Annotated in this window: 15 protein-coding genes, 2 tRNA genes and 2 pseudogenes; 8 read left to right on the plus strand and 11 right to left on the minus strand. The window is 43.3% G+C overall.

What is annotated here, in order from left to right:
* Positions 1 to 147 precede the first annotated feature (147 nt).
* From SD31_RS16110 to SD31_RS09265, 3 genes and pseudogenes are all read right to left on the minus strand, one after another.
* Positions 148 to 332 (minus strand): annotated as a pseudogene (locus SD31_RS16110) (VOC family protein); the annotation flags it as partial.
* Positions 333 to 337: 5 nt separating this feature from the next.
* The gene (locus SD31_RS09260; protein ID WP_039053915.1) at positions 338 to 1,237 is read right to left on the minus strand and encodes a DUF72 domain-containing protein; all 900 of its coding nucleotides are present in this window, start codon (positions 1,235 to 1,237) and stop codon (positions 338 to 340) included.
* Between the two features lie 25 nt (positions 1,238 to 1,262).
* Positions 1,263 to 3,902, minus strand: coding sequence for a heavy metal translocating P-type ATPase (locus tag SD31_RS09265; RefSeq protein WP_039053916.1), 2,640 nt, complete (start codon positions 3,900 to 3,902; stop codon positions 1,263 to 1,265).
* Positions 3,903 to 4,062: 160 nt separating this feature from the next.
* On the opposite strand from SD31_RS09265, the gene SD31_RS09270 reads away from it, so the two are divergent.
* Genes SD31_RS09270 through hpf form a run of 3 tightly spaced genes read left to right on the plus strand, consistent with a single transcriptional unit; the run spans position 4,063 to position 5,307 of the window.
* Positions 4,063 to 4,659 carry a tyrosine-type recombinase/integrase gene (locus SD31_RS09270; RefSeq protein ID WP_262506610.1) on the plus strand — a complete coding sequence of 199 codons (597 nt, stop codon included), beginning with the start codon at positions 4,063 to 4,065 and terminating at the stop codon, positions 4,657 to 4,659.
* Complete coding sequence (locus tag SD31_RS20230) at positions 4,610 to 4,945, plus strand: tyrosine-type recombinase/integrase (protein ID WP_262506611.1); 336 nt, start codon at positions 4,610 to 4,612, stop codon at positions 4,943 to 4,945. The genes SD31_RS09270 and SD31_RS20230 overlap by 50 nt, the downstream gene beginning before the upstream one ends.
* Positions 4,946 to 4,962: 17 nt before the next feature.
* Complete coding sequence (gene hpf / locus SD31_RS09275; RefSeq protein ID WP_039053917.1) at positions 4,963 to 5,307, plus strand: ribosome hibernation-promoting factor, HPF/YfiA family; 345 nt, start codon at positions 4,963 to 4,965, stop codon at positions 5,305 to 5,307.
* 257 nt (positions 5,308 to 5,564) lie between these two features.
* Here hpf and SD31_RS16615 read toward each other — a convergent pair whose 3' ends face one another.
* From SD31_RS16615 to SD31_RS09295, 3 genes are all read right to left on the minus strand, one after another.
* Complete coding sequence (locus SD31_RS16615; RefSeq protein WP_156138295.1) at positions 5,565 to 5,708, minus strand: hypothetical protein; 144 nt, start codon at positions 5,706 to 5,708, stop codon at positions 5,565 to 5,567.
* A 310-nt stretch (positions 5,709 to 6,018) separates the two neighbouring features.
* Positions 6,019 to 6,092: transfer RNA gene (locus tag SD31_RS09290), tRNA-Phe, on the minus strand.
* A 44-nt stretch (positions 6,093 to 6,136) separates the two neighbouring features.
* Positions 6,137 to 6,212, minus strand: a tRNA-Phe gene (locus tag SD31_RS09295).
* Between the two features lie 190 nt (positions 6,213 to 6,402).
* On the opposite strand from SD31_RS09295, the gene mnmA reads away from it, so the two are divergent.
* Positions 6,403 to 7,494 carry a tRNA 2-thiouridine(34) synthase MnmA gene (mnmA, locus tag SD31_RS09300; protein ID WP_039053919.1) on the plus strand — a complete coding sequence of 364 codons (1,092 nt, stop codon included), beginning with the start codon at positions 6,403 to 6,405 and terminating at the stop codon, positions 7,492 to 7,494.
* Between the two features lie 112 nt (positions 7,495 to 7,606).
* Here mnmA and SD31_RS09305 read toward each other — a convergent pair whose 3' ends face one another.
* From SD31_RS09305 to rnhA, 3 genes are all read right to left on the minus strand, one after another.
* Entirely contained in the window at positions 7,607 to 8,785 is a 1,179-nt protein-coding gene (locus SD31_RS09305; RefSeq protein ID WP_039053920.1) for an AIR synthase related protein, read from the minus strand.
* 65 nt (positions 8,786 to 8,850) lie between these two features.
* Complete coding sequence (locus tag SD31_RS09310) at positions 8,851 to 9,330, minus strand: DNA-deoxyinosine glycosylase (RefSeq protein ID WP_039053921.1); 480 nt, start codon at positions 9,328 to 9,330, stop codon at positions 8,851 to 8,853.
* A gap of 8 nt (positions 9,331 to 9,338) precedes the next feature.
* Entirely contained in the window at positions 9,339 to 9,842 is a 504-nt protein-coding gene (gene rnhA / locus SD31_RS09315) for a ribonuclease HI (protein ID WP_039053924.1), read from the minus strand.
* Positions 9,843 to 9,927: 85 nt separating this feature from the next.
* Here rnhA and SD31_RS09320 point away from each other — a divergent pair, with 85 nt between their 5' ends.
* A complete protein-coding gene (locus SD31_RS09320) occupies positions 9,928 to 11,760 on the plus strand; it encodes an alpha-L-fucosidase (RefSeq protein WP_039053925.1) in 1,833 nt (610 codons plus the stop codon).
* A gap of 22 nt (positions 11,761 to 11,782) precedes the next feature.
* On the opposite strand, the gene SD31_RS09325 is transcribed toward SD31_RS09320, so the two are convergent.
* Positions 11,783 to 12,292, minus strand: coding sequence for an FUSC family protein (locus tag SD31_RS09325; RefSeq protein WP_039053922.1), 510 nt, complete (start codon positions 12,290 to 12,292; stop codon positions 11,783 to 11,785).
* A 67-nt stretch (positions 12,293 to 12,359) separates the two neighbouring features.
* The gene (locus SD31_RS17425; RefSeq protein ID WP_197053640.1) at positions 12,360 to 12,509 is read right to left on the minus strand and encodes a hypothetical protein; all 150 of its coding nucleotides are present in this window, start codon (positions 12,507 to 12,509) and stop codon (positions 12,360 to 12,362) included.
* 304 nt (positions 12,510 to 12,813) lie between these two features.
* On the opposite strand from SD31_RS17425, the gene SD31_RS09330 reads away from it, so the two are divergent.
* From SD31_RS09330 to SD31_RS21275, 3 genes and pseudogenes are all read left to right on the plus strand, one after another.
* Positions 12,814 to 13,206, plus strand: a complete 393-nt coding sequence (locus tag SD31_RS09330) for a very short patch repair endonuclease (RefSeq protein ID WP_039053926.1) — start codon at positions 12,814 to 12,816, stop codon at positions 13,204 to 13,206.
* A gap of 23 nt (positions 13,207 to 13,229) precedes the next feature.
* Positions 13,230 to 13,634: a DNA cytosine methyltransferase gene (locus SD31_RS20915; protein WP_052258882.1), complete on the plus strand. Its 405-nt coding sequence runs from the start codon at positions 13,230 to 13,232 to the stop codon at positions 13,632 to 13,634.
* Positions 13,635 to 13,710: 76 nt separating this feature from the next.
* Positions 13,711 to 13,789 (plus strand): annotated as a pseudogene (locus tag SD31_RS21275) (DNA cytosine methyltransferase); the annotation flags it as partial.
* Between the last annotated feature and the right edge of the window lie 27 nt (positions 13,790 to 13,816).

Below are 13,816 nucleotides of genomic sequence, written 5' to 3' on the forward strand. Positions count from 1 at the left end.
TGTCTATCCGTATGGCTTCTACCGAAATATGCTGCTTTAATTCTTACTTACGGTTTGTTCTTATTATCTTTCCACGTTCGAAGGACCATCGATTAGGGCGTAAGCCAACGCTTACGGGAMTAACGAAGGTCGTGGAAACGATAATCATGGGAAGGAGAAAAGCGTCAAATAATGTATTTGCCGTTTAATGCCAAGTCGAGCTTATACGAATGTCGGTTTCGACGGTATGTTTCACGAAGAATTTCCAAGCCCAAGATGCGGGTGTAGAAATCCTTGGAACGCTCATAGTCGCTGACAATAATAGCAATATGGTGTACTTTGCTGAGCTTCATAATTCTTAAAATAAGGTGTTACCCTTGTTAGGCTGTTGCGGTTTTGTTGGGATATGCAGGTTAGTCCCTATAGCCTTGTTCAACCTTTCGATAAAGTGGGCGGCCAACAGAGGAGATTCCACTTCTACATTCTGATGGATGAAGAAGTAGAGTTGCTGCAGACCGGCTTCTTTCCACTGCACGATAGTATTGACCCAGTCGTCCAGACGGGTATAATCGCTAGGGTGGTTAGCACCTACATAACGTATGAAGGCTGTGGGGGTGGTGAGACGCATATGGATCATATCTCTACGTCCCGCGGTATCCACCAGCACGTTGGTCATTTGGGTATCTCTAAGAAGCTCATAGAACTTTTCGGCTACTTCGGGCTTAAACCACTCTTCATTGCGTACCTCTACGGCCAACGGATATCCTTTCGGAAAATTGCGGAGAAATTTTTCCAACCTGTCAAAATCCTTAGGTTTAAAGTTGTCGATAAGTTGAAGGAAAGCCATCCCTAGCTTATCTTCGAAGAGTACGGTAGCATCTACAAAGTCTTTTACCTTCTCTTCGGTATTCAATAGCCGTGAAAAGTGACTTATAGACTGTGGAATTTTGGGGAAGAATTTAAAATTTGCCGGAGTCTTATCCCTCCAGGTTTCCACCTGCTGCTTGCTTGGTGAATTGTAGAAGGTAGCATTCAGCTCTATGGAGTTGAATTGTGTAGAATAGTAAGCCAGCTCATCTTTGGTGCCTCGCGGATAGAACCCCTTAAGGTCGGTCTTGTTCCATTTGGCACAGCCTACATATACCTCTAGGCTTTGGTCAGGTTTCCTGTGTTTTTCGAGCAGCTCCAACGTTTCCTTTGGCGTAGGAGGAATCGAAAAATCTATTATCGAAGGGTCTGGCACTTGTCCGAATTTCATAAGCTAAATATTTTTCTAAAGATAGTTAAAGCTTCTTCAAATTCAAACGCAGCGCATTGGCGATGACGGATACCGAGCTTAAACTCATAGCTGCTGCAGCAAGCATCGGTGAAAGTAAAATGCCGAACGATGGATAAAGAACTCCTGCTGCCAACGGGATGCCGATAACGTTGTATAAGAAGGCGAAGGTCAGATTTTGCTTGATGTTGCGCATCATGAGGTGGCTGAGGTGGAACGCTTTGGATACCCCTTTGAGCTCTCCTTTCAACAAGGTGATGTCGGCACTTTCTATGGCCACATCAGTACCATTGCCCATGGCAATCCCTATATTAGCCTGTGTCAATGCTGGAGCGTCGTTGATGCCATCCCCTGCCATGGCGACGATGGAACCTTGGTGCTGCAACTTTTTGACTTCATCCAGTTTATCCTGAGGCAGGAGTGAGGCCTTGAAAATCTGTATTCCAGCTTCTGTGGCGACAGCCTTTGCGGTAAGTTCGTTGTCTCCCGTAAGCATATGAACCTGGATATTTTCTTCATGCAGGTGTTTGACAATGTCTTTAGCCGCTTCTTTCAACTTGTCCTTTACGGCTATATACCCTGCGAACTGTCTGTCTATGGCAAGAAAGGAGATGCTGCATCCCTCACGCTGGAGCGTGTTAATCTCTTGCATGCGTTCCGATGGAAGTTGTATGCCTTCATCTTCCATCAAAGCTTGGTTCCCTAGAGTAGCTTGTAGATGGAAGATATTGGCCGAGACTCCTTTCCCTGTAATATTTTTGAAGTTGGTGATGTCTATGAAGGTAAGTTTTTCTTCTTCTGCCTTGCGTACTATCGCCTGTGCCAGTGGGTGTGTGCTATGCCTGTTGACCGATGCGGCAAATTGAAGTACGTCTCTGTCTTTGAAAGTTTCCGTGCCTTTGAAAACAACCACCTGCGGTTTTCCTTCCGTGATGGTGCCTGTCTTGTCTACTACCAGTACATGAGCTTTATGGAGCTGTTCCAATGCTTCTGCCTTTTTAACGAGTATGCCGTTTTTTGCCCCTTTGCCTATGCTCACCATGACCGACATTGGCGTTGCCAGTCCTAATGCACAGGGACAGGCAATGATGAGTACGGATAAAGCCGTGGTGATAGCATATGCAAGGTTGTTGTCTCCCGCCTTGAAGTACCAGATGACAAAGGTAACGATGGCCACAGCTATCACCGTCGGAACGAATATTTGGGAAATTCTATCTGTCAGCTTCTGTATAGGAGCTTGACTTCTGCTAGCCTCATTGACAAGATGGATGATTTGTGAAAGTACCGTTTCATGACCTACTTTTTCTGCTTTCATCTCGAAGCTTTGGTCTCCATTGATTGTGCCGCCGATAACTTTATCTCCTTTAGATTTCTCTACGGGCAGCGATTCACCCGTTATCATAGACTCATCTACGGAAGAACGGCCAGAGGTGATGACCCCATCTACGGGAATTTTATCTCCCGGTCTTACGCGGAGGATATAGTCTTTACGGATTTCCGATACGGCTATTTTTTCTTCCACACCGTCATGTAGCCATACCGCTTCGGCAGGAGCCAGCTTTATCAATTCCTTGATGGCGGAATGGGTTTTGCTGTGGGCCTTGGCTTCCAGCAGCTGACCCAAGATGACTAACGTGATGATGACAACCACCGATTCGAAATAGAGATGCTGCTGACCGTGATGTCCCTGCATCTCGATAGGCATGACGCTAGGAAACAAAAGAGCCACCACACTGAAAATAAAGGCGGCGCTGGTGCCTAATGCTATGAGGCTAAACATATTTAAGTGCCATGTCTTGAAGGAGTTCCACCCTCTGACAAAGAAGGTCCATCCCGTATAACCTATTACGGGCAAGGTCAACAGCAGTTGAACCCATCCGCTGAGCTGTGGAGAGATAATCTTGCTGATAGGCTGCCCCGGCAGCATATCGCCCATGGATAAGATGAATACAGGAAGTGCAAAGACTATGCTGACAATAAGTTTTTTCTGCCAATCCTTGTAGACCACATCCTCTTCCTCTTCGGGCATGTTGGCGACGAGATCCATACCGCATACAGGGCATGTACCCGGCTTGTCGGATACCACTTCGGGATGCATAGGACAAGAGAAGGTGATTTTCATACTCGTGTCAGGAATCTTTTCTAGGTTCATACCACATACAGGACAGCTGCCAAACTCGTCATACACCTTGTCACCCTCACACATCATAGGGCAATAGTATTTCCCGGCTTTAGAAAGGTCTGGACCTTGGTGTTTTATTTCTGCATTGAAATCAACCTGTTCTACAGGCATCAAAAACATATGGCATACCGGACACCGTCCTTTTTCGTGATAGATGCTGTCTTTTCCTTCACAGAACATTGGGCATATGTACTGCTGAGAGGGAGAGTCCGGAAGGTCGTCCGGTGTCTTCAGAGGGGCATGGGAACCTTCTCCATGAGCATGAATCTGGTATTGACCTCCTAGCTCTTGCAGCTTTTCCTGCAAGAGCTGAAGGGGAATATGTGAAGGACTGGAGATTTCGGCTGTGGCTTTTATGAGGTCCACTTTCGCCGTCACTTCGGGAATTTCGTTAAGTTTTTTTTCAACGATGTTTCTGCAGCCGTTGCAGGTCATCCCCGTGATATCGTATATATGTCTGTGCATGGTCTTCTTCTTTTATCTTTCCAAAATTCGCCATTCTTAACGATAGCGGCGTACAAAGTTTTTCATGCTTTTGTTATAATTATTGGATTTTTGAATATTGTGATTACAAGCATGGTTTATTTCCGTATTAATAGTTATATTAAGAAAAAGTTTGGGAGTTATGTATAAAAGTAGCTTTATTAATTATCTAAAATACGAAAAGCGATATTCTCCCCATACTATCAAGGCGTATGAGATGGAAGTGCAGGCATACTTGGATTTTCTGGAAGCAGAAGGTATGCCATTCGAGGAAGTGGACTACAAATTCTGTCGATATTATTTTGCGACGATGAAGGAGCAGGGCAAGAGTGCTACTTCTGTAAACCGTGCTATTTCCGTTATTAAGTCCTATTACAAATTTTTGCAGCGTGAGGGCATGGTGTCTTCCAGTCCCGTGCATCTGATCAAGGCACTCAAGGTGGGCAAGAAGCTTCCCGTAGTAGTAGAAAAGGAAAAGATGGTGACGCTACTCGAGGAGATGGAAACTATGGAAGACTCTTTCGAAAATAGCCGCGACTTCATCATCATGGAGCTGCTCTTCGGCACAGGCATTCGTCTTGCCGAATTGTTGGAAATAAAAGAAAGAGATATTGATTTTTTAAACAAAAAAATTCTTATATTAGGTAAGAGGAACAAGTTAAGATTTGTTCCTATACATTCGACCTTAATTGAAGAACTCAAGCGTTATTTGCAGAAAAAAAAACGAAAAGCACTTTGACAATATTTCGGAACATTTAATCGTTACTAAAGAGGGTAAGCAAGCTTATCCTAAGCTAGTATATCGTGTGGTAAACAAGTATCTCAGTATAATAACTTCTCAACAGAAAAAGAGTCCTCATATACTAAGACACAGTTTTGCGACAACTTTACTAGACAATGGAGCCGATCTCAATGCGATTAAAGAGCTGTTAGGGCATGCCGGCTTGTCGGCAACCCAGATTTACACACATAATTCCGTAGAGCGATTAAAAAACATTTATAAACAAGCACATCCAAAAGCTTAAAAAAAAGGAGGAATAACATGAATGTAACTGTGCAATCAATCAAATTCGATGCCGACAGAAAATTGATCGAATTTATCAAGAAAAAAACAAGTAAGCTCGAGCAATTTTTGGACAACATCATCGAAGGGGTTTGCTATTTGCGCCTTGAAAATGTAGGAGATGAAGCAAACAAAATTGTAGAGCTGAAATTTAATATTCCTGGTTCGCAGTTATTTGCTAAAGCTCAGGCTAAGAGTTTTGAGGAGGCTACCGACTTAGCTGTAGAATCGTTGAGAAGGCAGATTAACAAGCATAAAACAAAGACAAGAACCTTAGTTAGTAACCATAAAGAATTATTGGCAAAAGGAGAGGACGATTTTTAAAACAACCATATACTTTCAGAACACTTTTTCTTCTGAAAACAAAAAGCGGGGACATCATTTCCTCGCTTTTTTGTTAGGTGCCAAACTTTCCAGACTGCCGATTGTTCTTCCTTCAAGAACATATCATAAACATCATGAACAAACTTTTTAGAACGCTTATAGCAGGGTGGGGCGCAAAGAAAATGGGACTTGGCTGCTTCGGAACAATAATAGTCTTTATCATCCTTTACTATCTTCTAGGATTTTTAGGATAATGTTTAAGCCAATTGTTTGATAATCATTTCTAACGTCTCGTCGAAGCTATAATAATTGTTGTGGGCAAGCTCATATAATTCTTTTAAGTCTTTGAACTTTTCTTCCTCAAGAGTAGAAATAACTTCCTGTCGTGAATTGTAAATCAATAATCTAACCCTTCTCTTTTCTTTATAGGAGACAAGTTGACAAAAAATATTAACTCTACAATCGTTGAAATCGATATAATAAGAGGATTCGTTAAGCTTTTTCCAACTTAAATGTTTGGATTTTGTTTTTTTAATCAATAGGGAAATAATCATTTTCAATTGTTTTTCCATTTTTCATAGATAACTTGCGAGCACAAAAGTATAGTTGGATGAACAAATAAAATATGAGGAATGTTATATTTTTACGTGATATATTGTGGGGGGGTGAAATAAAATAAAAAAGCCTCTCTGGAATGGAGAGGCTTTGCAGTGGTGCCAGCTGGAATCGAACCAGCGACACAAGGATTTTCAGTTCCTTTGCTCTACCAACTGAGCTATGGCACCGTCAGTACTTTTTTGAAAACTGTTACTGTCAGTTTATGTTTTGGTGGTGGTGCCAGCTGGAATCGAACCAGCGACACAAGGATTTTCAGTCCTTTGCTCTACCAACTGAGCTATGGCACCTTTTTTTTTGCTGTAGGATTATCTCCTGTTGCGATGCAAATGTAGCGTCTTTTTTTTTTAATTCTAAAACAATAATACGAATTATTTTTGCCTAAATTTCCAATTCCTTGATTTTGATTGAGATAAAATTACATCAAATAAACACGTTTATCTGTAAAATAAGGGTATCTTTGCACATTAATATTTTGATATGAGTAAAAAGGGTAGAATTTTGGTCGCAATGAGTGGTGGGGTGGACAGTTCCGTGGCGGCCGTCATGTTGCATGAGGAAGGGTATGAGGTCATTGGCATCACCATGAAAACATGGGACTATGCCAGCTCCGGTGGCACTTCGAAGGAGACAGGCTGCTGTAGCTTGGACAGTATTAACGATGCCCGTGCATTGGCAGTGAACTACGGCTTCCCTCATTATATCTTGGATATACGTAATGAGTTCGGTGATTATGTCATCGACAATTTTGTGGACGAATATATTGCCGGTCGTACGCCGAATCCTTGTGTGCTGTGTAATACGCATATCAAGTGGGAGGCTTTGATCAAGCGTGCCGACAAACTGGACTGCGAGTTTATCGCTACAGGTCACTACGCCAATATTCGTTTGCATGACAACGGTCGGTATGTAATCTCCAAAGGGTTAGACGAACACAAGGATCAGTCCTATGTGTTGTGGGGCGTATCTCAAGAAAATTTGGCACGTACGAAGTTTCCGTTGGGATCTTTCCGTAAGTCGGAAATTAAACAGATGGCCATGGATATGGGACAGCAAGAGCTGGCCAACAAGTCCGAAAGCTATGAAATTTGCTTCGTGCCGAACAACGACTATCGCGAATTCTTAAGACACCGCAGACCTACACTGGACGATGAAATCGGCCCAGGTAATTTTATTTTGTCGGATGGTACTGTGGTAGGTAAGCATCAAGGGTATCCTTATTATACTATAGGACAACGTAAGGGCTTAGGCATAGCGCTTGGAAAACCTATGTATGTGATAGAAATTTTACCGGAAAGTAACTCTGTGGTGTTGGGCGAAGAGCATGAACTGGAGAAAACGCAGGCATTTGTCCGTAACATCAATCTGGTGAAATATGCTTCGCTGGAAGAGCCTATGGAAGCGGTAACCAAAATACGCTATAAAGACCCAGGAGCACAGTCTATCATCACGCAGCAGGGAGATATCATGCAGGTGGATTTCCCACATGCGGTGAAAGGTATTGCTCCGGGACAGTCTGCCGTTTTTTATGAAGGTAATGATTTGATAGGCGGTGGATTTTTGATGAAATAGAAAATTTAATTTTTTACTCCCGTTGTAATAGAAAAGAGCAAGCGCTGGGCTTGCTCTTTTTTTATGGATTTAACGCTAATGACATCAGAATGATGTTTTATCTGCTATACTACTACTCGTAGTGAAATGTGCCATAAGGAGATGTTATGGTCACTTGTTTTCTGTCGCTGGCTTCCACACGGCCAATAATCTGTGCCGGAATGTTGAAGGATTCCGATATGGCGATGATGTCTGCAGCAATCTCTTCCGGAACGTAAAGTTCCATGCGGTGTCCCATGTTGAACACCTTATACATTTCCTGCCAGTCTGTATTCGATTCTTTTTGAATCAACTCAAATAGTGGCGGGATAGGGAAGAGGTTGTCTTTGATAATATGGACGTTGTCCACGAAATGAAGTACTTTGGTCTGAGCACCTCCCGAACAGTGTACCATGCCGTCGATCTGTGCACGGTATTTGTCGAGAATCTTTTTGATGACAGGAGCATAGGTTCTTGTCGGCGACAACACCAGCTTTCCGGCAGTGATTTCCTCTCCTGTTTCTGTTTTTATGATGTCGGTCAAAGCTTTTCCTCCCGCAAATACCAAGTCATAAGGCACTGCAGGGTCATAGCTTTCCGGATATTTCTCTGCGATATATTTGCTGAATACATCATGGCGTGCCGAGGTGAGTCCGTTGGAACCCATGCCGCCATTATATTCTTTTTCGTAAGTAGCCTTGCCGTAAGATGCCAATCCCACGATGACGTTTCCTGGTTTGATGTTGTGGTTGGAGATGACGTCGGCGCGGCGCATGCGGCAGGTTACGGTGCTGTCCACGATGATGGTGCGCACTAGGTCTCCCACGTCGGCGGTTTCACCTCCTGTGGAATAGATGCCTATGCCAAGCTCTCGCAATTCGGCAAGAATTTCTTCCGTACCGTTGATGATTTCGGCGATGACCTCTCCCGGAATATTGTTTTTGTTACGACCTATAGTCGACGACAGAAGGATATTGTCGGTAGCACCTACACAGAGCAGGTCGTCCACATTCATGATGATGGCGTCCTGTGCAATACCTTTCCATACGGATTTGTCACCGGTTTCTTTCCAATACACATAGGCCAACGAAGATTTGGTACCGGCCCCATCGGCATGCATGATGTTGCACCACTCTTCATCACCTCCTAATATGTCGGGAATGATTTTGCAGAAAGCTTTAGGATATAAACCTTTGTCAATATTCTTTATGGCGTTGTGTACATCCTCCTTACCAGCGGATACACCTCTTTGGTTGTATTTTAAGTCTGACATCTTGCCACAAAAATAATCAAAGGATACGATTATAGCTAAAAGTTTTTTACAAAGGGTAAGGAATGTTATCCTTTGATGATTTGCCAGTGCTGGATAAGCCTGTCGAGGGAGAACTGAGCGTTGGCCGGGCTGGTGCTGGGCAGGGTGATGTAGTGGAGATGCTCTTCTTTATGGAAGTGTTTATCGAAAAGCTTTTGTGCCTTCTGTCCATTGAAGAATACCGACTGGATGGAAGGATTTTCCGTCAGCAGGCGGTCTATGGCGTTAGGGATGACGTCCGTGATTGCCGTGTCCATGCTGCCGGGACGTATGGCCGACGCACATACATCCCATAAGGCTATGCCGTGTGTATGGAGAAGACGCATCCTTGCGCCATAGTCGGGAGAAAAATCTTTTTCGAAAAGACGAAAGAGCACCTTCCAAAATCTATTTTGAGGATGCGCATAATACTGCTGTTGCGCCAAAGACAGGTCGCCCGGCAAAGAACCCAATATCAATATCCGAGGTAAGGTAGGGAGTACGGGAGGAAAAGATTGCTTTACCATCGTAAATATTATAACAAACCTTGACTTTCTTCCGCTTCAAAGACCGTATCTACCTGCCATTTGGAGGCATCTTTGGAGGCGGCTACCGCGAGCCTGTCGCAACGCTCATTCAATGGATGTCCGGCGTGCCCCTTAACCCATACTAGGGAAACATCATGCTGCTCATAGGCTTTCATCAGGCGCAGCCACAGGTCTTTGTTCTTCTTCCCTGCGAAGCCCTTCTTCATCCAATTGTATATCCACCCCTTTTCTATGGCTTCGATAAAGTATTTTGAGTCCGAATAAATGGTTACTTTCTGCTTGGGATTTTTGAGGGCTTCCAATCCTACGATCACGGCCATCAGCTCCATGCGGTTGTTGGTAGTCTTGCGGTATCCTCCCGAAAACTCTTTTTCTATAAGTTTCCCATGAAACTGAGGGTTGCTTCCCGTATAGATGGTACGTAATATCGTGCCGTATCCTCCGGGTCCGGGATTTCCACTGGAAGCGCCGTCTGTGTATAGTTCTATCATCGTATACAAAAATACAATTTTGGAAGCCAATATTTCGGTAGCAAAGGATTAAATGATTATTTTAGAAAATAAACCTTTTAGTTTTATGAAAAGAATACTTCTTGCGGGAATAAGCTTGTGCTATACTTTTCTTGGTATGGCCCAGGTCAATCCTCTCCCTTCCGAACAGAAGATGCAGTGGTTTGAAGATGCCAAGCTAGGTGTTTTCATCCATTGGGGAATCTATGCCGTGGACGGCATCTCCGAGTCTTGGGCTTTTTTCAACAATTATATCAGCCAAGAGAACTATCTCCAACAGCTGAAAGGCTTCACAGCCCAAAAGTACGACCCGCAGGAATGGGTGAAGCTCATCGAAGAGTCAGGAGCTCGTTATACGGTTATCACGTCCAAGCATCATGACGGCGTGGCACTCTGGGACACACAGGCTGAGAAAGGGCTGTCCACGGCAAAGGATGCACAGGTACGCAAAGATGTGCTGACCCCCTTCATTAGGGTGGTGAAGGCTTCCTCGCTGAAGACAGGATTGTACTTCTCTCTGCCCGACTGGAGTCATCCTTATTATGATGTCCGTACAAGGACGCAAAAACGTTATGACATCCGCGAAGAACCTCAGCGTTGGAGCCGCTTTGTGCAGTTCTACCAGACACAGCTGGACGAACTCTCTAGGCTATATACGCCGGACCTGTTATGGTTTGACGGAGACTGGGAGCATAGTGCGGAAGAATGGAAGGCCGAAGAAACGTTGACACTCCTCCGGCGCTATAATCCTAACATCATCATCAATTCACGGTTGAACAGCCATGGCGATTATGAGACGCCAGAGCAGGGCATTCCCGTCGTGCGTCCGCAGAGCCGCTACTGGGAGCTATGCTACACGATGAATGACTCGTGGGGCTTCCAACATCTGGATAAGAACTATAAGACACCCAACATGATAGTCCGCACGCTGGTAGACTGTATAGCGATGGGAGGAAACCTCCTGCTTGACATAGGACCCCGAGAAGACGGAACAATCCCAGAGGAGCAGGTGACTATCCTCAAGGAGTTAGGACGATGGACCAAAAAACATGCTGAAGCCGTATACGGAACAAGGGCAGGGGTGAGTGCAGACTATGTCTTGGAGAAAAATGCGTTTTCCAAGGATGGCAAAACCTTGTATCTCTATCTCGAAAATGTTAAAAAGAAGCTTGTACTATCCGGGGTATCTTTAAACAAACCTAAATCTGTCCGCGTAGTGGGAAGCGATAAAAAATTAAGCTTTGATTATGCTGAATCTTATGTAGATATTTCTTTGAATAGCATTGACTTCGATCCGGCGGTAACCGTCATTGCTTTAGAATTTGATGAGAAGCCTAATTTTGTTCCCTTCCCTCCATTGAGTAGCACCGGTGCATTGGAAAAAATAGCTAAATCAAAAAATGTAGAGGAATCCATACGAACTATTGCTGAATATACGTCAAATGGTTTTAACTTGTTTAAAGGCAAGATGAACGATGACGCCAGTGTGATGGATAGCGATCTTATCTTTGCCTCAGAAGAGGTAAAAAACTGGGTAAAGAAGCATGCCGAAGTGTTGCACGATGCTCATCGAGGTATTGACGGAAACCATTATGCCGGCTACTCTGCCTTATCGGCCGACAGGCAAACCTTATATCTTTTTGTGGAAGGAAAACCTACAGGACCGCTGGCACTGAAAGGTATTAAAAATGGTGTAGCGCGAGTGCGTATTGTGGGGGAAGGCTCCATGATAGGTCATAAGGTACATAACAAGCTGTATTGGAGCGACCGCCCCGGCATAGTTTATATAGACCTTCCCGCAGAGAGACTGGATAAAAACATGACTGTGGTAGCCGTGCTGTTAGACAAGCCTATAGAACTGTATAGGGAAGAGGTGAAAGCTATTGAAAATAACCTTTAGGAATATTTAGGGATACGGAATACTAATACGGTATTCCGTATTTTTTTTTCAGGGGTCTGAAGATCATGGAGGTGAGGACCACGATGAGTAAGCCTATGATACAGCCTAAGGCTACGGTGCCGAAGCGGAAGAAGGGGGCCTCTACCCAAGAGGTGTCATGGGGCTCCACCATGATGATGAGCAGGGCAACCAAAGCTACGCGTGCCATGTTCAGCACTTTAAAGAGGCGACATACGACGATGGTAAGCAGGATACCAAACATAATGGTGTAGATGGTGGGCTCAACGAAGAGCAACAATCCTAGTGCTACGGCAGAGCCGATAAAGTTGGACTTGAAACGCTCTAATGACAACCTTCTCGTGTCTTTTTCCTCCGGAGATATCACCAGAATAATGGAAAGTAAGGTCCAGAAGAGTTCTAATTCAGGAAAATAGACGTACAACTGATAGCCTATCAAGAAACCTATAAAGCATCTTATGGCGTAGATAAGAACAGGAGAAGAAACGATGCGTTTGAGTATAGTATCCAGCATGAAGAAGGTCGATTTGACAACAAAAATACAAAATCTTCTCTACGCCCGAAAAGAATACTGTTTCCTCTTAGACTTGGGGCTGTAAGCGTTTTCGTCGTAGCCATAGCCCTATAGCCAAGTAAAGTAAAGACGTGATGATACCGCAAATCGGAGAGATGAGGATTTCTTTGCCTTCCGAAATATGGATATGTCCGTCAAGGATGAGATGGTTGTCCACGGAATCTTCGACGGCATGGAGTATGATGACCGGCCATAGGGATGCTGTAATCCTGAAAAGTTCATAGAAAAACAGGTCAAAACGGCCGAATTTTCTATTTTAGAAGACTCCTAGATATGGGGAGAGGTCGTTATCCTTGAATTATATGGTTATAGCTTTCTTATATTGTGAATTATTTTGTCCTTTAATTTGTGGTTTTATGTACTAAATTTTTTAGTAAATAAAGATGTAATTTGTATTTTTGAAACAAAATAAGCCCTATGATAATGAATCTGTTTTTTGTTATATTATAATCTGGATTTCTATGGACAAGTTGACAGATGAGCAAAGGAGGAAAAATATGCAAGCCAATAAATCAAAGGGAACGAAGCCGGAGATTATGTTGGCGAAAGCTTTGTTTGCCAGGGGGTATCGTTATCGAAAAAATGACAGGACAGTATTCGGTAGTCCAGATATAACGTTTAAAAGGATTAAACTGGCAATCTTTGTTGACGGTGAATTTTGGCATGGAAAAGATTGGAATGAACGAAAGAAAGATCATAAGACAAACGTTGAATTTTGGACAAGGAAGATTGAAAGAAATATAGAAAGGGATAAGGAAGTAAATAGATATCTTGAGCGAGAGGGCTGGACTGTTTTAAGGTTTTGGGGGAAGGACGATAGAGAAAAATTTGTTAAATTGCGTATCAGCAAATAGAAAGTGAGATAAAGAGTTTAAAAATGGAGTTTAAAGAAAAGATTTCGTTGGAAAAGTTTGGGGATAAGAAGTTAAGAGTAAAATTAGTAGAACCAGAGAATAATCAGGAAGCAGTTCTGACTCACTATTTGCACAATTCAGATAATGGTATTTCTGAGTATTATAAAAAAGATGCTGTGGCGTTTGCTAGAGAAATTCTTGAATGCAGATATCCGGAGAAGGAGATTACGACTGAAGCTGCCGAAGAAGCATTGCAGTATGGTATTTTTGAATTGTTGGAAGTGCCGTTTCCTCCTCCCCAAAAACCGATATTTAAATTTATCGATCTTTTTGCTGGAATTGGAGGGTTCAGGTTAGCCCTTCAGAATCTTGGAGGAAAATGTGTGTTTTCCAGTGAATGGGATAGAGAGGACGAAAAAAACATATAAGGCTAATTACGGAGAAACTTCCTTTTGGAGATATTAACAAAAGGAATGATACAAAAAGGTATATCCCAGAACAATTTTCGATATACTTTTGTGCTTCGGATTTCCTTGTCAGGCATTTTTCCATTGCCGGGRAAAGAGGTGGTTTTGAAGACATCTAGGGTACATTATTCTTTGATGTGGCA

The organism is Sphingobacterium sp. T2 (assembly GCF_000814685.1).
In the GTDB taxonomy this organism is placed as follows: domain Bacteria; phylum Bacteroidota; class Bacteroidia; order Sphingobacteriales; family Sphingobacteriaceae; genus Sphingobacterium; species Sphingobacterium thermophilum.